The 25,101-nt window shown below is 70.1% G+C and carries 27 protein-coding genes; 16 read left to right on the forward strand and 11 right to left on the reverse strand.

The genetic code is table 11. The features are described from left to right. Window positions 1-9: 9 nt before the first annotated feature. Window positions 10-990 (reverse strand): quinone oxidoreductase family protein, encoded by a 981-nt coding sequence (locus BP05_RS13395; RefSeq protein WP_496364265.1) that lies wholly within the window; start codon window positions 988-990, stop codon window positions 10-12. A 27-nt stretch (window positions 991-1,017) separates the two neighbouring features. Continuing rightward, window positions 1,018-1,395 carry a cupin domain-containing protein gene (locus BP05_RS13400; protein WP_496364267.1) on the reverse strand — a complete coding sequence of 126 codons (378 nt, stop codon included), beginning with the start codon at window positions 1,393-1,395 and terminating at the stop codon, window positions 1,018-1,020. 362 nt (window positions 1,396-1,757) lie between these two features. On the opposite strand from BP05_RS13400, the gene BP05_RS13405 reads away from it, so the two are divergent. After that, entirely contained in the window at window positions 1,758-2,927 is a 1,170-nt protein-coding gene (locus BP05_RS13405; protein ID WP_496364269.1) for a c-type cytochrome, read from the forward strand. 66 nt (window positions 2,928-2,993) lie between these two features. On the opposite strand, the gene BP05_RS13410 is transcribed toward BP05_RS13405, so the two are convergent. Next, window positions 2,994-4,016 (reverse strand): methyltransferase, encoded by a 1,023-nt coding sequence (locus tag BP05_RS13410; RefSeq protein ID WP_496364271.1) that lies wholly within the window; start codon window positions 4,014-4,016, stop codon window positions 2,994-2,996. A gap of 371 nt (window positions 4,017-4,387) precedes the next feature. Here BP05_RS13410 and BP05_RS13415 point away from each other — a divergent pair, with 371 nt between their 5' ends. The 3 genes from BP05_RS13415 (at window position 4,388) to BP05_RS13425 (ending at window position 5,741) form a co-directional block, all read left to right on the forward strand. Beyond that, window positions 4,388-4,645, forward strand: coding sequence for a hypothetical protein (locus tag BP05_RS13415; protein ID WP_496364273.1), 258 nt, complete (start codon window positions 4,388-4,390; stop codon window positions 4,643-4,645). Between the two features lie 248 nt (window positions 4,646-4,893). Then, a complete protein-coding gene (locus tag BP05_RS13420; RefSeq protein WP_496364275.1) occupies window positions 4,894-5,229 on the forward strand; it encodes a hypothetical protein in 336 nt (111 codons plus the stop codon). Window positions 5,230-5,312: 83 nt separating this feature from the next. After that, window positions 5,313-5,741, forward strand: a complete 429-nt coding sequence (locus BP05_RS13425; protein WP_496364277.1) for a DUF1810 domain-containing protein — start codon at window positions 5,313-5,315, stop codon at window positions 5,739-5,741. A 56-nt stretch (window positions 5,742-5,797) separates the two neighbouring features. On the opposite strand, the gene BP05_RS13430 is transcribed toward BP05_RS13425, so the two are convergent. Both BP05_RS13430 and BP05_RS13435 read right to left on the reverse strand, forming a co-directional pair. Continuing rightward, a complete protein-coding gene (locus tag BP05_RS13430) occupies window positions 5,798-6,544 on the reverse strand; it encodes a hypothetical protein (protein WP_496364279.1) in 747 nt (248 codons plus the stop codon). Between the two features lie 149 nt (window positions 6,545-6,693). After that, on the reverse strand, window positions 6,694-6,999 hold the full coding sequence (locus BP05_RS13435) for a hypothetical protein (protein ID WP_496364281.1): 306 nt from the start codon (window positions 6,997-6,999) through the stop codon (window positions 6,694-6,696). Between the two features lie 244 nt (window positions 7,000-7,243). On the opposite strand from BP05_RS13435, the gene BP05_RS13440 reads away from it, so the two are divergent. From BP05_RS13440 to BP05_RS13455, 4 genes are all read left to right on the forward strand, one after another. Beyond that, entirely contained in the window at window positions 7,244-8,068 is an 825-nt protein-coding gene (locus tag BP05_RS13440; RefSeq protein WP_496364283.1) for a class I SAM-dependent methyltransferase, read from the forward strand. Between the two features lie 41 nt (window positions 8,069-8,109). Then, window positions 8,110-8,676, forward strand: coding sequence for a hypothetical protein (locus tag BP05_RS13445; protein ID WP_496364285.1), 567 nt, complete (start codon window positions 8,110-8,112; stop codon window positions 8,674-8,676). Between the two features lie 124 nt (window positions 8,677-8,800). Next, window positions 8,801-9,472 (forward strand): tetratricopeptide repeat protein, encoded by a 672-nt coding sequence (locus BP05_RS13450; RefSeq protein WP_496364287.1) that lies wholly within the window; start codon window positions 8,801-8,803, stop codon window positions 9,470-9,472. Further along, on the forward strand, window positions 9,427-10,293 hold the full coding sequence (locus BP05_RS13455; RefSeq protein ID WP_496364289.1) for a DUF8616 domain-containing protein: 867 nt from the start codon (window positions 9,427-9,429) through the stop codon (window positions 10,291-10,293). The genes BP05_RS13450 and BP05_RS13455 overlap by 46 nt, the downstream gene beginning before the upstream one ends. Window positions 10,294-10,341: 48 nt before the next feature. Here the strand turns inward: BP05_RS13455 and BP05_RS13460 are convergent, their stop codons facing one another. The 3 genes from BP05_RS13460 to BP05_RS13470 all read right to left on the reverse strand — a co-directional run bounded on the left by BP05_RS13460 (window position 10,342) and on the right by BP05_RS13470 (window position 14,169). Then, window positions 10,342-11,541, reverse strand: coding sequence for an RCC1 domain-containing protein (locus BP05_RS13460; RefSeq protein ID WP_496364291.1), 1,200 nt, complete (start codon window positions 11,539-11,541; stop codon window positions 10,342-10,344). A 279-nt stretch (window positions 11,542-11,820) separates the two neighbouring features. Next, the gene (locus BP05_RS13465; protein WP_496364293.1) at window positions 11,821-12,279 is read right to left on the reverse strand and encodes a fasciclin domain-containing protein; all 459 of its coding nucleotides are present in this window, start codon (window positions 12,277-12,279) and stop codon (window positions 11,821-11,823) included. A gap of 1,335 nt (window positions 12,280-13,614) precedes the next feature. Beyond that, the gene (locus tag BP05_RS13470; RefSeq protein ID WP_496364295.1) at window positions 13,615-14,169 is read right to left on the reverse strand and encodes a DUF2058 domain-containing protein; all 555 of its coding nucleotides are present in this window, start codon (window positions 14,167-14,169) and stop codon (window positions 13,615-13,617) included. A 66-nt stretch (window positions 14,170-14,235) separates the two neighbouring features. Here BP05_RS13470 and BP05_RS13475 point away from each other — a divergent pair, with 66 nt between their 5' ends. Both BP05_RS13475 and BP05_RS13480 read left to right on the forward strand, forming a co-directional pair. Beyond that, window positions 14,236-14,733: a M48 metallopeptidase family protein gene (locus tag BP05_RS13475; protein WP_496364297.1), complete on the forward strand. Its 498-nt coding sequence runs from the start codon at window positions 14,236-14,238 to the stop codon at window positions 14,731-14,733. A gap of 34 nt (window positions 14,734-14,767) precedes the next feature. Next, on the forward strand, window positions 14,768-16,192 hold the full coding sequence (locus BP05_RS13480; RefSeq protein WP_496364458.1) for an FGGY family carbohydrate kinase: 1,425 nt from the start codon (window positions 14,768-14,770) through the stop codon (window positions 16,190-16,192). Between the two features lie 145 nt (window positions 16,193-16,337). On the opposite strand, the gene BP05_RS13485 is transcribed toward BP05_RS13480, so the two are convergent. Then, on the reverse strand, window positions 16,338-17,552 hold the full coding sequence (locus BP05_RS13485) for an RCC1 domain-containing protein (protein ID WP_496364299.1): 1,215 nt from the start codon (window positions 17,550-17,552) through the stop codon (window positions 16,338-16,340). A 568-nt stretch (window positions 17,553-18,120) separates the two neighbouring features. On the opposite strand from BP05_RS13485, the gene BP05_RS13490 reads away from it, so the two are divergent. Both BP05_RS13490 and BP05_RS13495 read left to right on the forward strand, forming a co-directional pair. Continuing rightward, entirely contained in the window at window positions 18,121-18,414 is a 294-nt protein-coding gene (locus BP05_RS13490; protein ID WP_496364301.1) for a GYD domain-containing protein, read from the forward strand. A gap of 181 nt (window positions 18,415-18,595) precedes the next feature. Further along, entirely contained in the window at window positions 18,596-19,147 is a 552-nt protein-coding gene (locus BP05_RS13495; protein ID WP_496364303.1) for a hypothetical protein, read from the forward strand. 136 nt (window positions 19,148-19,283) lie between these two features. On the opposite strand, the gene BP05_RS13500 is transcribed toward BP05_RS13495, so the two are convergent. Then, a complete protein-coding gene (locus BP05_RS13500; RefSeq protein WP_496364305.1) occupies window positions 19,284-19,598 on the reverse strand; it encodes a hypothetical protein in 315 nt (104 codons plus the stop codon). A 56-nt stretch (window positions 19,599-19,654) separates the two neighbouring features. Next, window positions 19,655-20,119, reverse strand: a complete 465-nt coding sequence (locus BP05_RS13505) for an Hsp20/alpha crystallin family protein (RefSeq protein ID WP_496364460.1) — start codon at window positions 20,117-20,119, stop codon at window positions 19,655-19,657. A gap of 335 nt (window positions 20,120-20,454) precedes the next feature. On the opposite strand from BP05_RS13505, the gene BP05_RS13510 reads away from it, so the two are divergent. The 4 genes from BP05_RS13510 (at window position 20,455) to BP05_RS13525 (ending at window position 24,853) form a co-directional block, all read left to right on the forward strand. Beyond that, the gene (locus tag BP05_RS13510) at window positions 20,455-20,640 is read left to right on the forward strand and encodes a hypothetical protein (protein WP_496364307.1); all 186 of its coding nucleotides are present in this window, start codon (window positions 20,455-20,457) and stop codon (window positions 20,638-20,640) included. A 169-nt stretch (window positions 20,641-20,809) separates the two neighbouring features. Continuing rightward, complete coding sequence (locus BP05_RS13515; RefSeq protein WP_496364308.1) at window positions 20,810-21,757, forward strand: hypothetical protein; 948 nt, start codon at window positions 20,810-20,812, stop codon at window positions 21,755-21,757. After that, window positions 21,754-22,752 carry a matrixin family metalloprotease gene (locus BP05_RS13520; RefSeq protein ID WP_496364310.1) on the forward strand — a complete coding sequence of 333 codons (999 nt, stop codon included), beginning with the start codon at window positions 21,754-21,756 and terminating at the stop codon, window positions 22,750-22,752. The genes BP05_RS13515 and BP05_RS13520 overlap by 4 nt, the downstream gene beginning before the upstream one ends. A 262-nt stretch (window positions 22,753-23,014) precedes the next feature. Continuing rightward, on the forward strand, window positions 23,015-24,853 hold the full coding sequence (locus tag BP05_RS13525; RefSeq protein WP_496364312.1) for a GGDEF domain-containing protein: 1,839 nt from the start codon (window positions 23,015-23,017) through the stop codon (window positions 24,851-24,853). The last annotated feature ends 248 nt before the right edge of the window (window positions 24,854-25,101 follow it).

Here is a 25,101-nt window from a genome sequence, read left to right on the forward strand (position 1 = left end):
CGCGGCCGCTTACGGAATCAGCAACACCTTGCCCACGCTGCCGCGCCCTTCCAGCAGGGCGTGGGCCCGCGCGCCGTCGCGCAGGGCGAAGCGTGCGGCGATGGCGACCTTGAGCCGGCCGGCGCGCACCGCGGCGAACAGGCGTTCCGCGCGCTGCTGGCGCTCATGTGGTGTGGTCAGCACGTTCCACAGGTCGCCCCCGGTGAGGGTCAGCGAACGATCCATCAGCACGCGCGGATCGACTGGATCGGGGTCGCCGGCAGCCATGCCGTAGAACACCACGGTCCCGCCGGTGCGCGCGAGCGCGAGGCTGTCGCCGAGCGTGCGCCCGACCGAGTCGTACACCATGTCCACGCCGTCGGGGGCGAACGCACGCACGCGCTCGACCCAACCCGCGCCGCTGTCGACGGCGTGCACCGCGCCCGCGGCGAGCGCGGCGGCGCGCTTGTCCGCGCTTGACGCCAGCGCGATCACGCGCGCGCCCTGCGCGTGCGCGAGCTGCACCAGCAGTTGGCCGACACCGCCGCCGGCCGCGTGCACCAGCAGGGTCTCGCCCGCGCCCACGGCGTGGCTGTCCTCGAGCAGGAACTGCGCGGTCAGGCCTTGCAGCAGCAGCGCGGCCGCGGTATCGGCGCCGATGTCGTCGGGCAGCGCGATCAGCTTGTCCAATGGCACCGCGACCTGTTCGGCGTTGGCGAACGGACTGTCGGCGAAGGCCACGCGCTGGCCGACCCGGAACGCGCGCCCGGCATCACCGCGCGCGTCGTCGGCGTGCAGCGCGACGATCTCGCCCGCGCCTTCGTAGCCGGCGATCCACGGCGGCGCGCCGGCCAGGTGGTAGCGGCCCTGGCGCCGGTACACGTCGGCGAAGTTGAGCCCGATCGCTTGCATGCGCACCACCGCAACGCCCGGCGTGGCGACGGGATCGGGCACGGCGGTCCACTCCAGGACCTCGGGGCCGCCGAAGCGGGAGAAGGTGAGTGCATGCATCGTCCGGCGCTCCTCGCGCGTTCCCGCTCAGCTGCCGGTGGGCACGATGCCGGCGGTTTCCACCATCAGCACCACGGTCTTTTCCGGCGCACGCGGGCGGTGGCGCAGGCCCTTGGCGACGACGAAGCCCTGCCCGGGCGCAAGGTCCACCGTGCGGTCCTCCAGGTCGATCAGGAAGCGGCCGCTGACGACGAAGAAGAACTCGTCCTCGCGCTCGTGGTGGTGCCAGTGGTATTCGCCCTGCAGCACGCCCAGGCGCACGACCGAGTCGTTCACCGCGCACAGGGTCTGGTTGTACCAGGGGTGGGTGTTGGCCGCGACCAGCGCGGGCACGTCGATCACCTCGCCGGTCGGGTAGAGGATGTTCAGGCGCGTGTCGTACGGAGAGGGTTGCGGCTCGCTCATGGCCTGGTTCGCGACGGGACGGGACAGCAGCGTACTGCGGCGGCGCCGATCGTCCGCTGCCGCCGCTGGAACGCAGCCGCGCGGTCGCCGCGCGAGCGTGGGCCGGCGCCCGGGTTGACGCCCGCGCATGGGTTGCCTGCAGGCGGTGCGGGTGCGGCCATGGACGTGCCGCGGACCCGGTCGAGCGAGCGCGCGGCGCGAGCGCAACGAACCCGGGTACCGGCCCACGCGCAGCTTCGGCGCGCCCGGCTTCTGGCCGCCGCCAGCCTCCTCCGCATGCCAGCGTCTTTACACATGCCTGCGCCAGCGCGCCGCGCCGCAGGAGTAGCGTTTGGGCATCGCCGCAGGAATGGAGATCGGCCATGTCCCGTACGCTGCTGACCCTCGCGCTGTGCGCTTGCCTGACCACGCTCGCTGCCGGCTGCAGCAACGCCCCCGCGGCGCAACGCCCGGCACCGGGCAACCGGCTTTCGCCGGAGATGATCGCCGAGGGGCAACGCATCTTCCGCTACGACACCTTCGGCGACGAACAGGTGTGGACCGACCGCCTGCACATGAATGAAGTGGTCGCGGGCGTCGACCCGCTCACCGCGCTCGCGGTCGGACTCAAGGTCGATGCCGATGCCCTGCCGCCCGGCGTGCTCGAAGGCGCCGACCTGCGCGACCCTGCCACCACCGTCGCGCTGCTCAAGCTCAACGCGGTGGTCGGCCTGCAGGCGACGGTCGATGCGGACAACCGGATCACCCGCCTGGGCATCACCTGCGCGCTGTGCCATTCCACCGTTGACGACTCGGTGTTGCCGGGCATCGGCCACCGCCGCGACGGCTGGCCCAACCGCGACCTCGACCCGGGCCGCATCATCGCGTTGTCGCCCGCGGTGCCCGACGCGGCGAAGGCCGTCTACAACAGCTGGGGCCCGGGCAAGTACGACCCGCGCTTCAGCATCGACGGGCTCAGCACGCCACTGGTGTTGCCGCCCGCGTACGGCCTGCGCGGCATCCGCAACGAGACCTACACCGGCGACGGCCCGGTCTCGTACTGGAACGCCTATGTCGCGGTGACCCAGATGGGCGGGCACGGCAACTTCCGCGACGATCGCCTCGGCATCGACATCGTGCAGTCGCCCGACCTGGTCACGTCGAAACTGCCGGCGCTGCGCGCCTACCAGCTCAGCCTGCCTGCGCCGGCCGCCCCGGCGGGCAGCTTCGATACGGTGGCCGCGACACGCGGGCGCGCGGTGTTCGCCCAGCATTGCCTGGGCTGCCATGTCGGCTACAACGGGACCGACAACAACAGCGGGCGCCTGCACGCGCCGGCGGAAACCGGCATGGACGGCGCCTATGCCGCGCGCACGGCCAACAAGGCCTATCGCACCACCCCGCTGCGCGGCCTGTGGCAGCACCCGCCGTATTTCCACGACGGCAGCGCGGCAACGCTGGACGCCGTGGTCGCGCACTACGACGCTGTGGCGGGCCTGCAGCTGGATGCGCGAGCGCGCGCGGACCTGGTGGAGTTCCTCAAGACCCTGTGAGCATGGCTCCAGTGCACTGATTCGGCGCGCAGGCACGCGGCCTGCCGCGGGTGCTCGCGCTTTCGCCTACTTGTACGCCACGCCCGCGCTCGCCGGCCCGCCCAGGGACAGGATCTCGCTGCGGCTGAAGCCGGCCTCGCGGCACCAGCCGGCGAAATCCGCGCCGGTGAAGTCGAAGGCGTCGCCGAACTCGATCAGCATGTTGAGCGACATCAGCAGGCCGAAGGCGTTCTCGCGCCGCGCATCGTCGATCAGGTTCTCGATCACCACGAACGCACCGCCGGGCGGCAGCGCCTCGTACGCCGCGCGGACCAGGTGGCGCTTCGTCTCCAGGTTCCAGTCGTGCAGGATCATGCCCATCGTGATCACGTCCGCGCGCGGCAACGGATCCTTGAGGAAGTCCAGCGGCTGCGCCGTGATCCGCCCGGACAGCCCCGCGGCCGCGATCTCGCGTTGCGCGATCGCGGTGACTTCGGGCAGGTCGGCGCTGATGCAATGCATGTGCGGATGGCGCGTGGCCACGAACATCGACAGTTGCCCGGTCGCCCCGCCCACGTCGCACAGCGTCGCGTAGCGCGAGAAATCGAAGCGGTCGGCGAAGGCCTGGAAGTTGCCGGCGGAAATCCCGCTCATCGCGCGCATGAACTGCTCCAGGCGCTGCGGATCGCGGTACAGCTCCACGAACATCGGCGTGCCGGTGCGCTTGATCTCGTTCTGCGGCCGGCCGCTGCGCAGCGCCTCGGTCAGGTCGCCCCAGAACGGATACAGCCGCGCATTGGCCATCTCCAGGAAGCCGCCGACGTAGCGCGGACTGTTGCGGTCGAGGAACGCCGCGGTCTCGGCCGTGTTGCGGTAGCGCGCATCCGCGCCGTCGCCATCGCGTTCGAGGAAGCCCAGCGCCAGCAGCGTGTCGAAGAAATCGGGATTGGCGCGCGGATGCAGCGCGAGCGCGTCCTGCAACTGCGCGCCGGTGAGCGCGTCGGCCCCCAGTCGGGTGAACAGGCCCAGTTCGACCGCCGACAGCAGCGTCTTCGCGGGCCAGAAGCCCATGCCGACTTCGGTGATGCGGGCCGGGGAAAGATCGTTCACGGGGCACTCCTGCGGGCTGGCGGCAACCAGACAACGTGGCCGCCTGCAGGCCGCGGCCATGGCGCGGCGACGGGCGCTGCCACCGCCGCCGCGCCGCGGGATGCGCCGCCTTCGGAGCAGCATCGCGCCGCTCCAGCACGCATCCGCCTGACCCGGCCATTGCTGCATTGCATGAGGCCGAACCCACCGCCGGTCGCCGCCGGGGCTAACCCGATTGGGGGATGCGGCCTCGCTGCGCGGGGTTTTTCCCGGGGCTTTTTTCGGCCGCGCAGGTGTGCACCGCTTGTCCACAGGTTTATCCGCTGCCGCCGCGGCGATGCCGGAGTAGCGTGCGCACCGCTTCCTGGTTCTTCCCGCCCCGAGGTGCGCCCATGAGTTGGAACGCCGGTGCCAGCAGGCACTACCAAGGCCCGATCGATCGCGTGTACGTGTCGTTGCGCGAGATGCACGACGTCGATTTCTTCATCGACGAATACCTGCGCCAGCGCCGGGTCGAACTGAGCGACGACAACCGTCGCCTGGTCGGCGCCAGGCTCGCGGCGTTCGAGGGCCGCGTGCCGTATCGCTGGGACGACCTGGCCGGATTCCTGGACGGGGACTGGTGCACCGGCGCGGTGGGCGTGGGCTGACGCCGCGGCGTACTGCCATGCAGGTGGCGCAGCGTCGCGCGAAAACTTTCGCGGCGCGCGCTGCAATTGCGCCGGGGCCGGCCGCACCCGGTTTGTTGCCGACGCAAAGTGGAGATGCCGCGCCGGTGAGCTCGGTGGACGTGCCACGCCGGCACGCGTGGCGCATGCCGCACGCGCCGCTGCGCGCCCGCCTCCCAGTTCGCGTCGCCTTGTCCACTGCTTCACCCGCGCGTGGGCAGGCTTGCGGCATGACCGGGACCGCACCGCCGCACACGCCCGACGGCCGCTACTTCGTGGTGCGCGGGCGGCTCTGGCGCAGCAGCAACCCGGCGCTGCCCGCAGCCGAACGCGCGCGCCAGGTCGACGCCCTGATGGACGCCCGGCGCGCGATCGCGCAGGCGCGGCGTGCCGGTGACGACGATGGCGAGCGCGCTGCGCGCGCCCGCGTGCACGCCGCGAAGCTGGCGCTGGGCGAACGCGGGCCGCCGTGGTGGACCGACGGCGCGCCCGACTACAACCGCCGCATGGCGCGCAACACGCCCTACCGCGAATGGTTCGCGACGCTGCCGGGCGGCGACGGCTGATGCGGCCTTGCGCAAACCGCGTGCGCGACCTCGCGCCGGAAACGCGCGATGCTGGGGCCGCTCCCGGCGAGGTGATCCGAGCCATGACCGACATCTGGAACCTGCAACGCTTCGTCGACGCCCAGGCGCCCGTGTACGCCGATGTGCTCGACGAACTGCGCGACGGCCGCAAGGCCAGCCACTGGATGTGGTTCGTCTTCCCGCAACTGGGCGGCCTCGGCCACAGCCCGATGGCGCAGCGCTACGCCCTGGCGTCGCTCGCCGAAGCCCGCGCCTACCTCGCGCACCCGCTGCTCGGCGAACGCCTGCGCGAATGCACGCGGCTGGTGCTGCGCAACGGCGGCAACGACGCGCACGCGGTGTTCGGCTCGCCCGACGACTTCAAGTTCCGCTCGTGCATGACCCTGTTCCGCGCGGCGGCGCCGCAGGAGCCGCTATTCGCGCGGGCCTTGGACCGGTTCTTCGATGGCGTCGGCGATGGGAAGAGCGAGGCCTTGCTGCACGACGCCTAGGCGCTGCAACGCCGGCGCCGCGACGCAGCGTCAGGCGTTGCCCGCCGCTGCGCGAATCAGTTCGGCACGCCGCACTGCGCCGTCACGCTCGCCGCGAGCTGCAGCGCGTCCGCGCTCGGCGCGTGCGCAGTGAAGCCGCCGGTGTAGTAGGCGAAATTCCCGGTGTCGTTGTAGCCGGGCTGCGAGAAGCCCTTGGCCGCGAGGCCGACGCGCCGGGGCGGGTAGCCGTCGGCGCCTCCGGTGAAGACGAAGGCATCGCCGGCCGCGTCGGCGCCCGTGCCTTGGGTGATGCGCAGGAACGTGCCCGCGGGCATCGTCTCCTGCAGGCCCAGGGAGATCAGCGCCGAACGCACGCAGTCATGCTTGGCCTGCTGTTCGGTGCGGAAGGCCTCGGCCTCGCAGCGGTCGACATGGCCTGCGTCGGCAGCCGCCTGCAGCAACGCCAGGCCCTTGTCGTCATTGCGCGGCAGACCGGGCCGGCCGCCCAGGTACTCGCAACCGACCACGAACATCACCTGCGGCTGCCGCGTTGCCACGGCGAAGTCGAGCAGTTCGCCCGCCTTGGCGTAGTTGCCTTCGCGGCGATACAGCTGCGCCATGTTGTAGGCCACCACGCCGTTCTTGCCGAGCCGGGCCGCCTCCTCCCCCAGGCGCAGGGCAGTGGCGGTGTCGCCGCGCGCCAGCGCCTGCTGCGCCTCGGCAAGCCTGGCATCGGCGGCGGCATTGCCGGTGCTCGCCGCTGCGGCGAATGCAGGCGCGCAGGCCAGCAGCAGGAACAACAGGAAAGTGCGGAACGAACGCATGGACGGAACACCGGCAAGGAGGTCGCCGCACGATACCGGCGCCACCGGGCCGGGTCACGTCCCGCGTTGCACGACAAGCTGAATCGAACGATGGCGAGGTTGCGCCGGCGCACGCAGGCGCGCCGGCCTTGGCCGCAGTGCGGCGCGCCTTACAGGCTCGGGTCGTCGATCTCGATGGTCGCGTAATCCTCGCGCGCGCCCCGGGCGATGCGACACCGCACCGCGACGTCGTCCCCGTGCACGCGCAGCCGACCGTCGACATAGAGCACGTTGCTGCGCTCATGGTAGGAGGCGGCCCACTGGTACGGGGTGATGTTGCGCGCCACGTAGCGGGACTCGGCCTCGGCCTTGCACCAGGGCACCAGTTCGCTGGCCTGGTCGATCACCCGGGTGTGGTCATGCGCCAGGGTCGGCGCGGCGACCGCCAGGGCGAGAAGCATTGCTACACGTTTCATCGAGCCTCCTTGTGGTGGCTGCAGCGGGCCTGCCATGGAGGGGCGCCGACCGCGCAAGTGTTCGGCAACCGGCGGCACCAAGGCAAGCGCGTGTGCTGCGATGACTGCGGTGCAGCCGGCTCGGTAGGTGGATCGCCGCCGGTCGGCGCCGCACCCGTGCAAGGCGGCGGCGCCAGGTGCGCGAACCGTGCGGACGCGGCACTCTTTTCCCGGTTCCGTACGCGCTCCGCAAGGGAGGCACGCCATGCGCCCACCGTCGTCCGACACCCGCTTCGGCGGTGCGTTGCCTGAACTGTACGAACGCTACCTGGTGCCGCTCATCTTCCAGCCCTATGCCATCGACCTGGCCATGCGCACGGCGGCGCTGTCGCCGCGTCGGGTGCTCGAGGTCGCGGCCGGCACCGGGGTGGTGACGCGCGAGCTGGCCACGCGACTGCGCAGCGACGTGGACATCGTCGCCACCGACCTCAACGGACCGATGCTCGAGCAGGCCGCGCGCATCGGCACGTCGCGCCCGGTGACCTGGCAGGCGGCGGATGCCCAGCAACTGCCGTTCGCCGACGCGGCGTTCGACGTGGTGGCCTGCCAGTTTGGCGTGATGTTCTTTCCCGACAAGCCCCGGGCATTCGCCGAGGCGCGCCGCGTGCTGCGTCCGCGCGGCACCCTGTTGTTCAACGTGTGGGCCCGGATCGAGGAGAACGTGTTCGCCGAGACGGTGACCGCGGCCGTCGCGGGCGTCTTTCCCGAGGACCCGCCGCGCTTCCTGGCGCGGACGCCGCACGGTTACTTCGACCTGGCCACCATCGCGCGCGACCTGGCGCTCGGCGGCTTCACCCAGCGGCCGCGCTGCGACACCGTCACGGCCGTTGCGCGCGTCGAGCACCCGCGCGCGGCAGCGGTGGCGTACTGCGAGGGAACGCCACTGCGCAACGAGATCGAAGCGCGCGACCCCGCGCGCCTAGGTGCCGCGATCGATTCCGCCGAAGCCGCGCTGGCGCGCCGCTTCGGCAGCGGCGCCATCGCAGGCCGGATCCAGGCGCACGTGATCCAGGTCCAGCGAACGGACTGACACCCGGATGTCGCCGCCGCCCTGATGCACACTTCCCAGCCATGAGCACCGACGACCAATCCGCCGACCGCGCCGCCCTCCTCGCCAAGCGCGATCGCCTGCGTGCGCAGCAGGCCGAACGCATGGCGCGGCAGCGGCATGCGGAGAACGTGGCGCGGTTCCAGCGTTATCTCGGCGCCACGCTGGCACGCGCCGGCGTGCGCCATGAACTGCTGTGGGACGCCGCGCTGCGGCGCGGCCCGTTGTCCCGGTACCCGATCGGCTTCGCCAGCGTGCGCTGGGATCGCGTGCCGCACGCGGTCGGCACGCCCGCTGGCAGCGACGCGGACCTGCAGCAGGCGTTCGATGCCGCCCTGGGCGCACTGGCGATCGCTCCCGCCACTACGGTCATCGCCGATTGGGGCATCGCCGGCGAGCCGCGCGTCGCCCTGGCCGCCGCCGACGCTTCCATGCATGCGCTGGCGCTGATGCGGCATGGATCGGACATGTGGGTGTATGCGGAAGACGCGCCGTGGCTCATCGAGGTCTACCACGAAGGCAGCGTCACCTATGCGGACCGGCCCGGGCGAGAGGAGGACGCGGGCGATGGTTGGCGGCGTCCTGGCTGAGCACGGCGGGCCGGCCCGCCAAGCGGACGTCGTGCGGATCGGTCGAAGCGCTGGGGCGGGACAAGCAGCACCGACCCTGCGTATTCTCGCGCGCTGCTCCTGCAGGCAAGGCAAAACAAAGATCGTGGACACGACCCGCGCGCCAAGTTCAATTGCGGCACGGCTGCGCAACGCCTGCGCGTTGTGCCTGTGCGTGCTTGCCTCCGGCGCCGGCGCCGCGGCACTGCCCGACGCGACCCCGTACAAGGATTCCGACCCCGCGGCTTCCTACCTGCAGCCACCCCCGGGCATGCGCTCCAAATTCCGGGCCTCGGTGAATGCGGCGCTGATGAAGAATCCGCGCAACGTCGCCGCCCTCACCCACCGTGGGTATTTGTTCCTCGAAGGCGGCGACATCGAACGCGCGGTGCGCGATTTCGATGCCGCGGCCGCGGCGGCCGCACCGGGCTCGGCGGCGGAGCGCCACCTGCTCTGGTCGCGCGGTTGGGCGAACTACGACCTGGGGCGGTACGACGACACGCTGCGGGACTGGCAACGCGCGGTGCAGCTCCATGGCGGGCACCCGTTCTGGGCCGGCTACAGTCTTGCCCTCGTGTACTGGAGCCTGGGCCAGGCCGACACCGCGCTGGCCTGGTTCGACGCCACGGTGGCTTCCGATCCGCAGTGGGGCAGCGCCGCGGGCCTGGATGCCAAGATCGCCCACTGGAACCGGAAGCAGCAGGACAACATGCGCGCCTTGCATGCCGCGTGGTGCGCGCGAAACCGAACGAGCAGCGCGAGCGGATCGACGCGATGAAGTGCGCTGTCCTTGCCCTGTGCCTGCTCAGCCCCGCCGCGCTTGCGTGCGACACCCCGCACCTGGCCTTGTCGGGCACGGCCACGGTCAAGACCTGCAGCCCGCAGCATTCGCCCGACTGCGTCTTCGCCGGCCAGGCGGCATACCAGTACATGGAGGCGGTACCCGACTCCGACTCGGTGTTCACGATCGGCATGCAATCGAGTCCGTGGCGCATGTACGACGGCGACATGCGCATCCTCACCGTCGACGACGTCGCCGCTGCCGTGCGAGCCAAGCTCGATGGCAAGGTGGAACGCGTCGAGCTGATCGCCTCCTGGACCGGCGTTTCGCCGCAGGCGGGCGTGCCGTCCCTGGCCGAGCGCGTGTCGAAGGCGCTCGGCGGCTTTCCGGTGAAGGGCGAGGACGGCTTCCTGTGGCTGGCGCCCGACGGCACGCGCCGCACCTCGCGCCAGGCGTTCACGCTGCGCGAGGGCGCGGGTTCGTATTTCCTGCCCAAGGGCAGCGAGGTGTTCGTGCCGCTGGTGGCCGGGTGGCCGGCCTTCGTGGAAGACCGCATCCCCGACGACAACCCCGACCTGCTGCTGCGTGCCGCCGCCGGCTGGGACGTGTTCTTCCTCTGCCCGGACCGTGCGCTCGCCGGCTTCGAACGCGCGGCGGCCAAGGGCAGCGCCATCGCCGCCTACAACGCCGCGGTCATGCGCCTGGAACGCGACGCCGATGGCGACCGCGCCGCCGCGTTCGCGTTGCTCGAACGCGGCATGGCGCTGGGAGATGCACGGTCACGTGCGCGGCTCGAGATCGAGCGCGCTAGCAAGTAGCGGCGCGGTCAGCGCGGGCGCCGCACACGCGGTGCACGCCAGGGCGCTTCACCTGCACCGCATCAGGCGCAGGATGTCATCCGTCTGCGCGACGAAGTACGTCACCCGCTCCGGATACGGATCGAGCACGCCGGGGGTCGCGACCCGCGCCGAGAAGGTGCGCATCGCTTCGCATGCCAGCGGGATGCGGTTGGCCTCCACCGCCGCGAGCGCGGTGTCCAGGTAGGAATTCAGGGCGCTGCGTTCCGTCGGGTCGATCGCCAGCAGCGAGTCCAGGCCGACGTGCAGGTCGGCGATCGCTTCGGCCGGGGTGATCGGCGCGCCCACCAGGGCGAAGTTGACGGCGAAGCCCATCGACAGCTTCCTTACCCGATCCAGGCCGGGCGGCAGCGCTTTGCCTTCCTGGAAGCCCCACTCGCGGATGGTGCCGTCGCGCAGCACCACCGCGGCCTGCTGCCGCTTGCCCGCACCCAGCGCGATCGCGCGCGGCAGGCCCGCCGGCACGGGACGCGGGAAGTCGAAGTCGCCCCACACCACCACCGAGCCATCGGACTTCAGCGCCTGGTTGTAGGCGCCGCCGGCGTCGATAGCGGTGACATTCGTCAACCCGGCGGGCACGTCGGTTTGACCGTCGATGTTGTCGCCCCACGCAGTGACCTGGCCGTCGGAACCCAGCGCGAGGACGTGGGCGCGGCCGGCCGCGATCGCCACGACGTTGCGCAACCCTGGTGGCACGTCGGTCTGGCCGGCCGAGTTGTCGCCCCAGGCCACCACGCGTCCGGCGGAGGTGAGCGCGACCGCAAACCGGTTGCCGGCGTCGACCGCGATTACGTTGGCCAGTCCGGCCGGCACCGAGGTCGGGCAGGACGCGGGGTCGCCCTCCACGTTGACCGTACCGGCGCGACTGAGCACCACCAGGCAACCCAGGTCGGCGGCGATGCCCTTGGCGTTGCTCGCCCGCACCACCGGCGGCATGGTGCCGATCTGCAGCACGTCGCCGTTGTCGCGCAGTACGTACGGCACCGCGATGGCGACGGCGTCGTTGAGCGAATAGGGAATATCCAGGGTCGCGTCATCGACCTCGCCGCCCCAGGCGACCACCCGGGTGCGGGACGCGGCGAACGCCGCGGAAGAACACAGCAGCAGGCTGACCGCCAACCACCCGCACCACGCACGACCGCGCGCGCGGCGCAGTCCTTTGCGGGCGGGAGCGGTGATTGCGATCGGGGATGGGGCATGCAGCGACATGGCGTCTCCTCCAGTGAGGTGGTGCGTGGCTCGAGGCCGGCATTCCCTACTCCGGATGCTGTCGATCCGCTGCCAGATCGCCCGCGGCTACGCGAGGCGATGTCGGGATTTACGCAGGACTCCGGCGGCACCGGCCACCGTCGCGTCCATGAAATTCATGAATCGGCCGGAACGCTGATTGCAACGCATTCGATTGCGGATCGCCTACACGCGCGCGGTCGCCGCACACGGAAACGGCGGGGCTTTCGCCCCGCCGCTGCATGGCTCACCGCCAGGCGGTTACTGCTTGGTCGGTACGTTGACCTTGTCGATGCCGTGGATGACGCCATTGCTCGACTCGATGTCGGCCGAGGTCACCTGTGCGCCGTCGATGCTGAGCTTGTCGTCGGCCAGCTTCACCGGTGCCGACTGCCCGCCCATGGTCTTGGCCGCCTGCCACTTGCCAATGTCGGCCACGTGCTTGCGACCGCTGACGAGGTGGTAATTGAGCAATGACACGAGTTCCTGCTTGTTCTCGGGCTTGAGCAGGTTCTCCATCGTGCCGGCCGGCAGCTTGTCGAACGCCGCGTCGGTCGGGGCGAAGACGGTGAAGGGGCCGGCGCCGCGCAGCGTATCGCTGAGGCCGGCCGATTCGATCGCCTTGCCGAAGGTCTTGAAGGACCCGTTGGCGGCGGCGGTTTCGAGGAGATTCTTGCTGTTGGTGTTGGTGCTGGAGGTGGTCTTGGTCAGGGTGTCCATGGAATGAGTGCCTTTGGGTACGATCCGCGAAGTGCGCATCGAGAGCGGCCGAAGCCGTTACCCTGCTGGTAAGCAGAGTTGCGAGGCTCAGTGCGAAGGGGGAGAGACGTACCGCGCGGCTGAGTGGCCGTTACGACCTTGCGTCGTAGTGCCAGTGCACAGTGCGCCCCGCGTTGTTATTTGGTTGTTATCCCGCGACGCAACCGGTTACCTCGGGTGCACGCGTCGACGCGACTGCCATGCATCGTGCTGCCTGTCTTGCATCAATACGTCGGCCCGCTGCGTTCCGGACTCATGCAGGCGAGCGGAAAGTTGCCTGGGAACGGAATCCATCGCCACAGCAAAGCCGATGCCGTCGCCAGACACCTCGACGCAGCGCTTTGCCGCCCTGATGGCGCGCGGATGGAAGGCGTGGCCGCTGTGCAAGCCGTGGGCATCGACCGGCTGCTGCCGTGCAGGTAGAGGAATCGGAATCGGTGTGCGAGGCCGGAGGCGGCGGCTACGAATAGCGGCCGCGCGCGGCAGGCGCACGCTGGTCGGATAGCGACGGCGCATGGCGATGCGCGCTCGTGGTGGGAACGCCCTCATTCCCCGCCACGGCGATCGTTCGCACGCTGTTGCGGCTGCCTGACTGCGCGATCGGGCCATGCGTACTGACGTAGCGATGTTGTTTCTCTCGCCTCACGGGGCGGCTCCAGGGCGATGACGGAGTTCGACCGTACTCCTGCATCGGGCATCCCGTATGAACGGCCCGGAGCCGAACCCGCACGCCTGCAGAAACAGGCGCATAGTGCGCACCTACGACGCGATGTCGTATCGGCCTCAGCCGCGCTCACCAGCTAGTCGCACCTGAGCTCTTCCGCTGCCTATCACCGTAACCGGCGCGACGTAACAGCACTGCGCGTGACCGGCGATCAGGGAGCACCAATGGCATCCCATCTGCAGGTCCTTCGTGACCGCTTGCGTCGCGTCTTTCGGCTCGACGCGGCCTCCGCACCTCGCCCCACTCAAGCCACCGTCGTGCGCTCGGGCTGGCCTCCCCTGTCGGCGACGCCATTGCTCCGGCGTCGACGCACCGACGCGCAACCGTGGTTTCCCCACGGACCCCACGACGACTGGAAGCGCTAGCCGCTTCCGCTCGTTGAGCCCTGTGGAAGCGGCAGCGCCGCGTCCCCAACCTCATCGGCGACGCCCGCAGCATGCGCGTGGTCGATCGCGATGCGGCAGTGAGCGAAATGCCGGGACTGCGTTGGCGCTCCGACGCTACGGGTCGAAGCGGGAAGACAAGGTCAGGTTCGTCGCTGCTGCGAGCAGACGACGCACCCGACCCTGCTGTCACCACACCAGGTCGTCAGGTACCTGGAACTGCGCGTAGTACGCATCGTCTTCGGAGGTCGTGGCGGCGGACGCGGTATCCGCGTCCTGGCCATGGTCGAGCACGATCATGCTGGCGTCGCGTTCGCGCACCTTGTCCGCGGCCGCGCGCGGCAGCAGCTCGTAGCGCTCGTCCACGCGGACGATCACCAACGCGCCGGCGGACAGCTTCCTGCGCAGGTCGTCGTCGACCAGCACGGTGCGGATGGCGCCGTCGGCGCTGAAGCGGTACTCGCTGTCGCCCGCGCGCGGGACCTTGCGGTCCTCGATGATCTGCCGCGCCTGCGCGCGCAGTTCCGCGCTGCGGGCTTGGGCTTTGCGCTCGGCGGCGAGGGCGCGATCGCGCTCGGCCTTGTCGGCGCGGGCGCGTTCGGCTTCCAGCTGGATCTCGCTGGGCGCGGCCGGCCCTTTGCCATGCCGGGCCTTGTGCTGCTCGCGCGCCGCTTCTGCCACCTTGGATTTCTTGACCAGGCCCGCCTTGAGCAGTTGTTCCTGGAGCGGATTCGCCTTCGCCATGGTGCAGTTTCGCGTGCCGGGGATTTCCGGCCCATCATACCGCCCAGCCCCCGCCTCCCCGTGCCGATGCAAGCTTTGAAATACCTCGCCGGCTACCCGCAACACCTGCAGGCGCAGGTGCACGCGCTGATCGCGCAGGGCCGGCTGGGCGCGATCCTGGCCGACAAGTACGCCCAGTCCCACGGCGTGCGCAACGACGGCCAGCTGTACGACTACGTGCAGGCGCTCAAGGACCGGCACCTGCGCAAGTCGGTGCCGCTGGGCAAGGTGCTCTACGACAACCGGCTGCAGGTGGTGAAGCACGCGCTCGGCACCCACACGGCGATCTCGCGGGTGCACGGCGACCGGCTCAAGGCCAGTCGCGAGATCCGCATCGCCAGCGTGTTCCGCGATGCGCCGGCGCCGTTCCTGAAGATGATCGTGGTGCACGAGCTCGCGCACCTGAAGGAAGCCGAGCACAACAAGGCGTTCTACCAGCTGTGCACGCACATGGAGCCCGACTACCACCAGCTGGAGTTCGACCTGCGGCTGTACCTGACGCATCTCGACGCCGGACCGCGCTAGCGCCTTGCCGATGCAACCGGGTCCGTTGTCACTCGTGCTTGACCAGGGCGGCAGCGCCAGTCGCGCGCTGGTGTTCGACGGCGATGGCCGTGAACTGGCATCGGCGCGGATCGACGTCGCCGACCAGCGGCCGCGGCCGGGCTGGGTCGAGCAGGATCCGGAGGCCGTCGTCGGTTCGCTGCGGCAGGCAGCCGCCGCGGCGTTGTTGCAACTCGATGCGACGCAACGCGCGCGCGTGCAAGCCAGTGGCCTGAGTTGCCAGCGTTCCAGCCTGGTGTGCTGGGATCGCGACAGTGGCGCCGCCTTGTCGCCGATCCTCAGCTGGCAGGACACCCGCGCCGCGCAGTGGCTGGACGCGCAGGCATTGGATGCCGAGGCGATCCGCGCCAGCACCGGCCTGTATCCGAACGCGCATTTCGGCCTGAGCAAGATCCGCTGGTGCCTGGATCATCTCGACGGCGTGCAGCGCGCGGCCAGCGACGGACGCCTGGCCATTGGACCGCTCGCCGCGTTCCTCGCCTTCCGCCTGCTCGAGCAACGCCCCTGCCGGGTCGATCCCGCCAACGCCTCGCGCACCCTGCTATTCGATCTGGCGCGCGGCGACTGGAACCGCGGCTTGCTCGAACGTTTCGCCATCGATCCACGCTGGTTGCCGGAAATCGCGCGCAGCGACGCGCAGTTCGGCGACCTGGTCGTGCGCGACGGCACCGCGGCGCAACGCCTGCCGGTACGGCTGCTCAGCGGCGACCAGTCGACGGCGGCATTTGCCTTTGGCGAGCCGCGCAGCGAGGCGGCCTATCTCAATGTCGGCACCGGCGCCTTCCTCCATCGCCTGGCCGCGCAGGCGCCGGCGGCATCGCGGCTGCTGCGCAGCGTGATCCATTGGAGCCAGGCCCCGCAGTATGTCGTCGAGGGCACGGTCAACGGCGCCGGTGCGGCGCTCGCGTGGTTCGCGCAACAACACGGCTTGGCCGATGCCGGCGCGGCCCTCGACGCGCACTGGATCGATGACGCCGCCGGCGACACGCTGTTCCTCAACGGCATAGGCGGCCTCGGCTCACCCGACTGGCAGCCCCGCTTTGCGTCGCGCTTCGTCGGCGAGGCGACGATGCAACAGCAACTCGTCGCGGTTGCCGAGAGCATCGTGTTCCTCATCCAGCGCAATCTCGGCCTGCTCCAGGGCATCGGCGCGCCGTGCGCGTACGTGCTGGTCAGTGGCGGCCTCTCGCGTTCGGACCGGTTCTGCCAGGCGCTGAGCGACCTGAGCCAGTTGCCGCTGCGGCGCCCGAGTCAATGCGAAGCGACGGCGCGCGGCAGCGCATTCCTGCTCGCGGGGCGACCGGCACGGTGGGCACGGCTGCCGGAGCATCGCTTCGAACCGCAGCGCAACCCCGGGTTGCTGGCCCGGTATCGGCGCTGGAGCGAGTGCATGGCGGCGGCGCTGCTCGAGCAGGCGTAGCCGACGCGGTGCACGGCGATGCTGCGTGGCCTCGAGGCGATCCAGTCAGGGCGCACGGCAATCACGTGCGGCGACTTACCGGGGTTCCGGCTGCGCTGCGCTTACGCGGCGTGCCCGCGGGGCTGGTCGTCCATGACCGGCCTGCTCACCTGCAGCGCATCAGGCGCAGGACGTCGTCCGTCTGCGCGACGAAATACGCCACCCGCTCGTGATATGTGTCGAGCACGCCCGGTGTCGCGACGCGCGCGGCGAACGCGCGCATCGCCTCGCATGCCAGCGGCAGGCGATGGGCGGCCACCGCCGTGGCCGCGGTGTCGAGGTAGGAATTCATCGCGCTGCGTTCCGTGTCGTCGATCGCGATCAACCAGTTGAGGCTCACGCGCAGGTCGGCAATCGCTTCCGCCGCGGTGATCGGGGCGGCCACCAGCGCGTAATTGACGACATAGCCCATCGACAGCTTCCTCACCCGGTCCAGGCCGGGTGGCAGGGCCTTGCCTTCCTGGAAACCCCACTCGCGAATGGTGCCGTCGCGCAGCACCACCGCCGCCTGGCGCCATTTGCCGGCGCCCAGCGCAGTCGCGCGGGGCAATCCTTCCGGCACGGGCCGCGGGTTGTCGTAGATATCACCCCAGACGACCACCGACCCATCGGACTTCAGCGCCTGGTTGTAAGCGCCGCCAGCGTCGATGGCGGTGACATTCGTCAATCCGGCGGGCACGTCGGTTTCGCCGTCCAGGTTGCCGCCCCACGCCACCACCTGCCCATTGGAACGCAGCGCGAGGACGTGGTTGCGGCCAGCCGCGATCGCCGTGACGTTGCTTAATCCCGCTGGCACGTCGGTCTCGCCGAAGGTGTTGTCGCCCCAGACCACCACGCGCCCGGCGGAGGTGAGCGCGACGGCAAAACCCCCGCCGGCGTCGATCGCCACCACGCCGGCCAGGCCTGCGGGCACCGCGGTGGGACAGAACGCGGCGTCGCCTTGCACGGATACCGTGCCGGTGCGGTCCAGGACCACCAGGCAACCGAAATCGGAGGCGATCGCCTTGGCATTGCTCGCCCGCAGCAGCGGCGGCATGGTGCCGATCTCCAGCACGTCGCCGTTGCGGCGCAGGACGTAGGGGACCGCGACGGCGACCGCGTCGTTGAGGGAATAGGGGATATCCAGCGTCGTGTCGTCGACTTCACCGCCCCACGCGACCACGCGGGTCCGGGGCGCCGCGAACGCCGCGGCGGAACACCACAGCAGCACCGCCAGCAGCGCGCACCCCGCGCGGAAGCGAGCGGTGCGCGGCCCGTGATGAGCGGTAGCAGTGATTGCGACCCTGGTGATTGCGATCGCGGATGGGGCATGCATCGACATGGCGGCTCCTCCCTTGAGGTGCGGCGTGGCTCTAGGCCGGCATTCCCTGCTTCCGGATGCTGTCGATCCGCTGCCAGATCGTTCGCGATAACGCGGTGCGATGTCGAAAATTACGCAGGACTCCGGCGACACCGGACACGGTCGCGATGATGGGATTGCTGAATCGGCGGGAATGCCGATCGCAGCGCAAGCAGCGGGCCGTGCCGCCATCGAACTGGATCTTCTGGTCGCCTCGCGTGCGCGCTCGCGCGTCGAAACAACCACGGCCGCGAAGATTGAATCCGTGCCTCCCCTTTTTGGGGGAGAGAACATAGCGCGGTGTGGCACGTCGATATTCCGTGGATGCCCATGCAAACGCGACGGCTCGATTTGCCGCAGGCACCGCACCCACGAGTCGAACTCGCTGCGACTCGCGCAGCGGCATCGCCTACCCACCCGGGTAAGGGCGCGCAGCCGGGTTGTGCGGGAGCATGGGCGCCGGTTGCGTCACTGCGAACGCACCACCGTCAGCGCGAAAGGACCGGCGCTGACCGGCGGGAACCGATCGGTCCAAATCGGAGCCGCCCCAATGCCGACATACATCGCCCTCTCCACGTTCACCGACCAGGGCATCCGCAACGTCAAGGACACCACCAAGCGCGCCGCCGCCGTCAAGGAGATGGCGAAGAAGTTCGGCACCGACATGTCGCAGATCTACTGGACGCTCGGGCACTACGACCTGGTGACGATCATCGAGGCTCAAGACGAGCAGGCCGCCCTCACCTTCGCCATGGCCGTGGGTGCCGCCGGCAACATCCGCACCCACACCCTGCGCGCTTTCACCGCCGACGAGATGGGCGCGGTGCTGGCCAGGATGCCGTGAGGGCACGTCCCGCGATCCGGCGAAGCCAGGCGCACTGAATGTGCGCGCGTCCAACTTGCTGCATCAGTCAACGCTCCCCTTACCGCAGGCAGCGGCGCCGGCGCCGCATGCGATGCCCGCCTCTTTCAGGAATGCGCGTCCGTCGACCGGCCGTGGCCGCGCCCACATGGAGATCCACGATATGAAATCCCTTCCCCTGGCCTTGGCGGCCCTCGCCCTGGTCGGCGCCGGCGTCGCCGCGCTGCCGGCCCACGCCGCGCCGGCCGAATGCACGCCCGCCGGCGACTGCACCGCGTACCGCAACCGGGTGACGTTCCCTGCCAACGCCCTGTCGTACGGCGGTCCCGCGCCGTTCGTGCTGGAGGCACGCGGCGTCACCTGGGGCAGCAACAACGGCACCGCCACGCTGACCGTGCGCCGCCCGCTCGATTTCCGCGGCGACAAGTTGCGGCTGACCTTCGTGTACCAGGCCACCAGTGGCCTGCCCGGCACCAACGTGTTCGCGGTGGATGCCATCACCTTCCACCATGGCAGCGGCTTCGAGACCTACGGCGGATTCCTCTCGCCGGCGCTGGAGCTGCCCGAAGACGAGACGGCGTTGCTCGAGCAGTCGGTGGTGGTCGAACCCGGCGAGGGCTGGAACCCCGACGGCCCGTGGTGGTATTTCGAGATCAAGCGCCAGGGCAGCAACGACAGCAGCCTGCGGCTGATGGCGGTGACGCTGGAGTACTAGGGTCGCGCGTGTGCACCAATCGTGCTTGCCGCCTTCGCGCGTGCAGCGCGCGGCGGCCGTGCGTAGCCGGTCAGGTTTGAGGGCGCGCACTCGGCCCGATTGAATCCGATCCTTGCCGCGGAACTGCTGCCAGCGGTCAGCCGCGTGCATCCGGCACCGGAAGGACGCCGCCATCGGAGTTGGTTGCTTCGGTAGCCAGCGCCGGCAGGGTCAGTTCGACCAGTTCGGCGGTCCAGTCTTCCGCGCGCACGCGGCAATGCTCGGCCAGGTAAGCGCTGTCGCGCGCATGCGCGGCGACCGGGCCCGAACCCGCTTCGGCCAGGCACTGCCGCCATGCCGCCAGCAAGCCAGCGGGATCGGGATGCGTGGCGACGAGCGCCCGCAGCACCAGGTCCTGGACGTGCACCTGCGCCTGCAGGCTGCACAGCGCCTCTTCGGTAATACGGTCCATGCACGTGCTCCATCAGCAGGCGCGGCTGCCGGGATCGCCCGGCAGCCGCCCGTGGTTCATGGGTTCACGACCGATCCCACCTGGATGCGGCGCGGCGTGGATTCGGGGCGCTTGGGGATGCTGATCGTCAGCACGCCGTTGTGGCCCGAGGCGGCGATGCCGTCGGGATCGGCGCTGTCGGGCAGCGCGAAGCGGCGATGGAAGGTGCCGTGGCGCCGCTCGATGCGCGAGAAGCGCTCGTTCTCGCGCACGCTCTCCTCGCGGCGCTCGCCCTTGATCGTGAGCATGCCCTTGTCCATCTGCACCTCGATGTCCTGCGGGTCGACGCCCGGGATATCGGCGTACAGCAGGAAGCGGTTGCCCTCTTCCTTGATGTCCACGCGCGGCACCCACTGGCTGGTGACGACCGACGATTCGTCGGCGGCGTTCTGGAACAGGTTCCCCTCGAACAGGCGATCGAAGATCTGCTTGACCGGATCCTTCATCGCACCCTGTCCGGGCCACTGGGGATTGCGAACCATCTCGTTCATGGCTGGGTCTCCAATTGGCAGGACGGTCACTCCGTCCGGCCACGGGAGTAGGTTCGCGGCTGCGGTTTTCAAGGGCCGTCGGCGGCCGCGTTGGGCGCGTTGAAAATCCGTTCAGCGTCGCAACGCCGACTACTGCCGACGGTCTGCGGTTCCTGCCCGCCGGGATCCGGACGCGACCTGCATGGCCATCACGTGCGTTGCTGTTTGCACTGTCCGGGGTTGAATGCCGCCGCACCTGCGCATCAGCGAGCCACGACACGCGTCACGGCTCGGCCGCTCAGCGCGCCACTACCCTGTGCGCCTCATCCCGTCCCGAGACATCCCGAATGAAATGCCTGCTCGCCTTGCTGCTCGTGCTGTCGCTGTCCGGCTGCGAACTGCTGCCGGTCGAACTGGTGCACCCGGCCGGCAAGGACTTGGTCTGCCACAAGGGCAAGAAGACGCTGGAACTGCCGCGCGAAGCCGTCAGCGCCCATCTTGGCCATGGTGACCGCCGGGGACCGTGCCGCTGAGGGTGGCGGCGCGGCAGGCAATGCCGTAGCGGCCGCGCGACCGCCCCCATGCGGGGGAGGCAAACCCTGACCGGAGGCCCGGTGGCGCCGCGTTGGTCCCATTGCATGCAGCAGTGCGCGCGGAAGACAGGGATTGACGTCGTACGGATCGCAGGGAAGGAGATGCCTCATGCGCCACGCACAATGGACCAGGCCGGCCGCGGTGCAGCGCCGGCAGCCATGGAAGTTCGCGCTGCTCGTCGCCGTGCTGGTGACGACCTGCTTACTCGGCAGCGAAGCGAATGCGACCCGCTACCTGCACAAGAGCCTGGAGCAGACCGCCCACGAGTCGGCGGTGATCTTCATCGGCACCGTGACCGGGATTGCCTACGAGGATGATCCCCGCGAAGGGCTGCCGTTCACGACGGTGCGCCTGCAGCGCCTCGAGATCATCAAGGGCGAACGCCACCTCACCCGGAACAAGGAGGTCACGTTGTGGTTCCGTGGCGGGCTGGCCCGCGACGGCGCCATGGAGCGCATCGTCGGCATGCCGGAATTGCGGATGGGCGAGACCTACCTGCTGATGTTGCGCGGCGGCGAATGGACCCTCAATCCGATCGTCGGCTGGAGCCAGGGGGCGTTCCGCCTGGTGCCCGTCGGCGGCGGCAAGTCGCGCCTGGTGCTGACGCTCGACGGCGCCGTGGTGATGGATGTCAGTGATGGCGAACTGAAGCTGGGACGCGTGCCGTTCGACGAAGCGTTCGCACTGCCGCAGCCCGATGCGCGCGGCCAACTGCAGTTGGCGGGCGGCATGCAGTCGTCGCCCTCGCCGAATGCCAGCCTCTATCGCGAAGACAACGCCGCGGAACTGGAAGCGCGGGACGCCGCGCGCGCACAAGCGCAGATGCCGGATCGATTGCGGGAGGACGCGCGCGGCCAGCGTGGCAAGCGATTGATCGAGCGCCTCGGCGGGCAACCGATGCAGGCGGACGCGTTCGTCGACGCGATACGCCGGATCGCTCGGCAGCAGCCGGGGCCGGAGCAGCAATACCGGGCGCTGCCGCGCTTCCTGCCGCGGACGATGACGACGCTCGCGCCGCCGCGCCCCAACGGTTCGCCGGACAAGGAGGCTCCATGAACGCCCGCACCTTGTGGCTCGCCACGCTCGCGCTGGCCGGCACCAGCGCACCCGCGTGGGCCTCGCGGCCGTTCGGCGCCTTCGACAACGATGCGACCACGGCCATCGCCACCATTTCCTTCCCGGCCAGCACCGTCTGGCGCGCCGACCTGATGAATGCCCTGGGCCGATGGAACGGCATGGTCGGCATGCACTTCGAGTTCGACCCGCTCGTCGATGACACCGATGGCAGGTACGGCCTGGGCAACGGCCAGAACGAAATCGCCTTCACCGACAATGCCGGCACCGGCGGCAGCCTTGGATTGACGTCGACCCTCAGCCGCGGCTTCGAGATCCTCGAATCCGACACGGTGTTCGACAACTCGCAGACATGGGAGGTCGGAGCGCACGATCCGCGCGTGACCGAAGGCAACCCCAGCTTCCGCTTCACCATCGTCCATGAACTGGGGCATTTCCTCGGCCTGGATCACGAGGACAACCGGATGTCGGTCGTGCTCAGCACGGCCTCAGGCTTCTATGGCGGCAACGAGGACACGCGTGCGCAACCGCATCCGGACGACGCGGTGGGCGCACGCGGTCTCTATCCGTTCCCCAACCAGGAGGTCGACCTGGCGATCTCCAATTTCCGTTGGGTGTCGTCCAATGCCACCGACCTCATCCTCGCGGGCGGCACGCAAACCGTCCGCAGGGGCGCGAGCTTCACCACCGGATTCGCCTTCGGCAACCTGGGCACCGGCACCATCGACCGGTTCGACTTCCGCGTGGTGCTCTCCACCAACGACATCATCTCCACCAGCGATCCCATCATCGCGACCGGCTCGGGCTGGGGCACCGCCGGCTTCTACGGCGACTTCAAGTTCGATGTCGCGGTTCCGGCCGGGACGGCCGCAGGCGAATACTTCGTCGGCGCGATCCTCGATCCCGACAATCGCATCCCCGAACAACGCGAAGGCAACAACCGCGTGGCGTTCCCGGGGAAGATCCGCGTGCCGTAGGCCAGGCGCCGCGGCAGCAACGGGTGCACCTGCAGCGGATGGCGGTGGCGCTGGACCAGACCTGCGCGCAGCGCCACTGCTTCCGTGCTTAGCCGCGTTGCAGGAGGCGCGCACGACCGGTTCACCCGCCCCCTCTTAGGCTGGCCCCACCCCGGTCCCTGCGCGGCCCGACGTTGACGCAGGCCCGTCCCCGGCCGGCGCCATCAGGTTCGAGCCGAGCCCTGCCGCCCCCCGTCGGATCCCTTTCGCCGTGAGCGCCGCGTTGCCTTCTCCGTCCCCGCCCGCCCCGGTTCCCGGCGGCGCGGACGCGAGCCGCGCGCTGGTGCAGCGGCTGCTGCGTGCCTCCCAGGCCTGCGCGCTGTTGGCGATCGCGGTGGGCGCCTTCGGGCTGATCGGCACGTTCGCCGGGATCGGCGTGCTGACCAGCGTCCACCCCAACCTGGGTCCGATCCCGCCGGCCAGCGCACTGGCGGCGACGCTGGCCGGGACGGCGTTGTTGTTGCTGCATCCGCGCTACCACGACAGCGCGTGGGAGCGGCTCGCGCGACTGCTGCCGTGGCCCTTGCTCGCGCTCAGCGTGCTCACCCTCGCCGAGTACCTGCTGCGCGCGCGCTTCCACGAACGGTTCTTCCTCGATTCCACGCACGCCGTGCACGGCGCGTACCCCGGGCACATGTCGATGGTCGCCGCGCTGGGTTTCACCCTGCTGGGCGCCGCGCTGCTGCTGGTCTGGCGCGGAACGCGCAGCGCGCATCGGGCGGCGAAGCTGCTGGCGCTCGCCACCGCGGTGATGCTGCTGGTCGGCCTGCTGGGCCTGCTCTACGGCCAGGCCTCGCTGTACGCGATGCCGGTCTTCGATCGCGTCTCCGTGCATGCCATCGCCGCGTTGCTGCTGGTCGCCGCCGGCATCCTCGGAGTGCAGCCGGCGCGCGGATTCCCGAGCCTGCTGGCCAGTCCCGACGCCGGCGGCCGGCTGGCGCGGCGGCTGCTGCCGTTCGCGTTCGCCACCCCGCTGCTGCTCGGCTGGCTGCGCCTGCTGGGCGAGCGCGCCGGCCTGTTCCGCCCCGACGAGGGCGTGGACCTGATGGTGGTCACGCTGGTGGTGCTATTCGTGGCGCTGATCTGGTGGAACGCGCGCCGGCTCGACCGCGCCGCCCGCAAGGCCCGGCAGGACCAGGCCGCCTTGCAGGCCTACGCCGAAGAAGTGCGCGACCTCTACGAACGCGCGCCGTGCGGCTACCACTCGCTCGACGGCGACGGCGTGATCGTCCGCATCAATGACACCGAGCTGGCGTGGCTGGGCTACGCGCGCGACGAGGTCGTCGGCAAGCTGCGCTTCCAGGACCTGCTGACGCCGCACAGCCAGCAGCTGTTCCGCGAGCGCTTCCCGAAATACCTGGCGCAGGGCGAGCACTACGACGTCGAGTACGAAATGCGCCGCAAGGACGGCAGCGTGCTGCCGGTCAGCCTCAGCGCGACGACGGTGCTGGATGCAGAGGGCCGCTACGTAATGAGCCGCTCCACCGTCTTCGACATCACCGAGCGGCGGCGGGTGGAGCAGGCGCTGCGCGAGAGCGAAGCGGCGGTGCGGGCGCTCGCGCTGACCGACCCGCTGACCGGCATGGCCAACCGGCGCCGGCTCGACCAGACGCTGCACGGCGAGATCGCCCGGGTGCAGCGCTATGGCGGGCGCCTGTCGGTAGTGCTGACCGACCTGGACCACTTCAAGCGCATCAACGACGAGCACGGCCACGCCATCGGCGACCAGGTGCTGCACGCGTTCGCGCGGATCATCCGCGACCACGTCCGCGAGACCGACCTGGTGGCGCGCTACGGCGGCGAGGAATTCGTGATCGTGATGCCGGAGGCAAGCGCGCACGACGCGCAGGCCTGCGCCGAACGCATCCGCGCCGCGCTCGCCGCACAGATCCTGCCGCCGCTGGCGCGGCCCATCACCGCCACCTTCGGCGTCGCCGAGTTCGCCCCCGACGACAGCGATCGCTCGCTGCTGCATCGCGCCGACCAGGCGCTGTACCGCGGCAAGGCGAGCGGGCGCAATTGCGTGCGGCTGGCGGAGGCGGGGCCACCGCCGCGCTCGTAGCGGCGCCGTGCGGCACCCGGATCGTCGAACGGTTGGGGCAGGACATCGCCGGGCGCGATGCCGCGCTCGCCGCGCCGCGCCGATTGCTCATGCGGTTGGTCGCTCCACGCCCGCCGCTACCGGCCTCGGCGAACGCGCGCCCGCCCTGCGTGGCGGGCCGTAGCGCTGGCAGGGCACTGATGTTCGTCGAGGGCGGCCTTGACGAGGCTTTTGCGGCCGCATGAACATCGCTGCAAATCCCGGCCGAA

The sequence above is a fragment of the Lysobacter oryzae DSM 21044 genome, from assembly GCF_059568595.1.

What these genes read in the sequence shown, in the direction of transcription:
- BP05_RS13515 (WP_496364308.1), top strand. Translation starts at nt 20,810, where the DNA reads ATGCGCCACGCACAATGGACCAGGCCGGCCGCGGTGCAGCGCCGGCAG.
- BP05_RS13485 (WP_496364299.1), bottom strand. Translation starts at nt 17,552, where the DNA reads ATGTCGATGCATGCCCCATCCGCGATCGCAATCACCAGGGTCGCAATC.
- BP05_RS13415 (WP_496364273.1), top strand. Translation starts at nt 4,388, where the DNA reads ATGAGTTGGAACGCCGGTGCCAGCAGGCACTACCAAGGCCCGATCGAT.
- BP05_RS13395 (WP_496364265.1), bottom strand. Translation starts at nt 990, where the DNA reads ATGCATGCACTCACCTTCTCCCGCTTCGGCGGCCCCGAGGTCCTGGAG.
- BP05_RS13400 (WP_496364267.1), bottom strand. Translation starts at nt 1,395, where the DNA reads ATGAGCGAGCCGCAACCCTCTCCGTACGACACGCGCCTGAACATCCTC.
- BP05_RS13500 (WP_496364305.1), bottom strand. Translation starts at nt 19,598, where the DNA reads ATGGACCGTATTACCGAAGAGGCGCTGTGCAGCCTGCAGGCGCAGGTG.
- BP05_RS13495 (WP_496364303.1), top strand. Translation starts at nt 18,596, where the DNA reads ATGAAATCCCTTCCCCTGGCCTTGGCGGCCCTCGCCCTGGTCGGCGCC.
- BP05_RS13425 (WP_496364277.1), top strand. Translation starts at nt 5,313, where the DNA reads ATGACCGACATCTGGAACCTGCAACGCTTCGTCGACGCCCAGGCGCCC.
- BP05_RS13435 (WP_496364281.1), bottom strand. Translation starts at nt 6,999, where the DNA reads ATGAAACGTGTAGCAATGCTTCTCGCCCTGGCGGTCGCCGCGCCGACC.
- BP05_RS13505 (WP_496364460.1), bottom strand. Translation starts at nt 20,119, where the DNA reads ATGGTTCGCAATCCCCAGTGGCCCGGACAGGGTGCGATGAAGGATCCG.
- BP05_RS13470 (WP_496364295.1), bottom strand. Translation starts at nt 14,169, where the DNA reads ATGGCGAAGGCGAATCCGCTCCAGGAACAACTGCTCAAGGCGGGCCTG.
- BP05_RS13490 (WP_496364301.1), top strand. Translation starts at nt 18,121, where the DNA reads ATGCCGACATACATCGCCCTCTCCACGTTCACCGACCAGGGCATCCGC.
- BP05_RS13445 (WP_496364285.1), top strand. Translation starts at nt 8,110, where the DNA reads ATGAGCACCGACGACCAATCCGCCGACCGCGCCGCCCTCCTCGCCAAG.
- BP05_RS13405 (WP_496364269.1), top strand. Translation starts at nt 1,758, where the DNA reads ATGTCCCGTACGCTGCTGACCCTCGCGCTGTGCGCTTGCCTGACCACG.
- BP05_RS13475 (WP_496364297.1), top strand. Translation starts at nt 14,236, where the DNA reads ATGCAAGCTTTGAAATACCTCGCCGGCTACCCGCAACACCTGCAGGCG.
- BP05_RS13430 (WP_496364279.1), bottom strand. Translation starts at nt 6,544, where the DNA reads ATGCGTTCGTTCCGCACTTTCCTGTTGTTCCTGCTGCTGGCCTGCGCG.
- BP05_RS13420 (WP_496364275.1), top strand. Translation starts at nt 4,894, where the DNA reads ATGACCGGGACCGCACCGCCGCACACGCCCGACGGCCGCTACTTCGTG.
- BP05_RS13465 (WP_496364293.1), bottom strand. Translation starts at nt 12,279, where the DNA reads ATGGACACCCTGACCAAGACCACCTCCAGCACCAACACCAACAGCAAG.
- BP05_RS13440 (WP_496364283.1), top strand. Translation starts at nt 7,244, where the DNA reads ATGCGCCCACCGTCGTCCGACACCCGCTTCGGCGGTGCGTTGCCTGAA.
- BP05_RS13460 (WP_496364291.1), bottom strand. Translation starts at nt 11,541, where the DNA reads ATGTCGCTGCATGCCCCATCCCCGATCGCAATCACCGCTCCCGCCCGC.
- BP05_RS13510 (WP_496364307.1), top strand. Translation starts at nt 20,455, where the DNA reads ATGAAATGCCTGCTCGCCTTGCTGCTCGTGCTGTCGCTGTCCGGCTGC.
- BP05_RS13520 (WP_496364310.1), top strand. Translation starts at nt 21,754, where the DNA reads ATGAACGCCCGCACCTTGTGGCTCGCCACGCTCGCGCTGGCCGGCACC.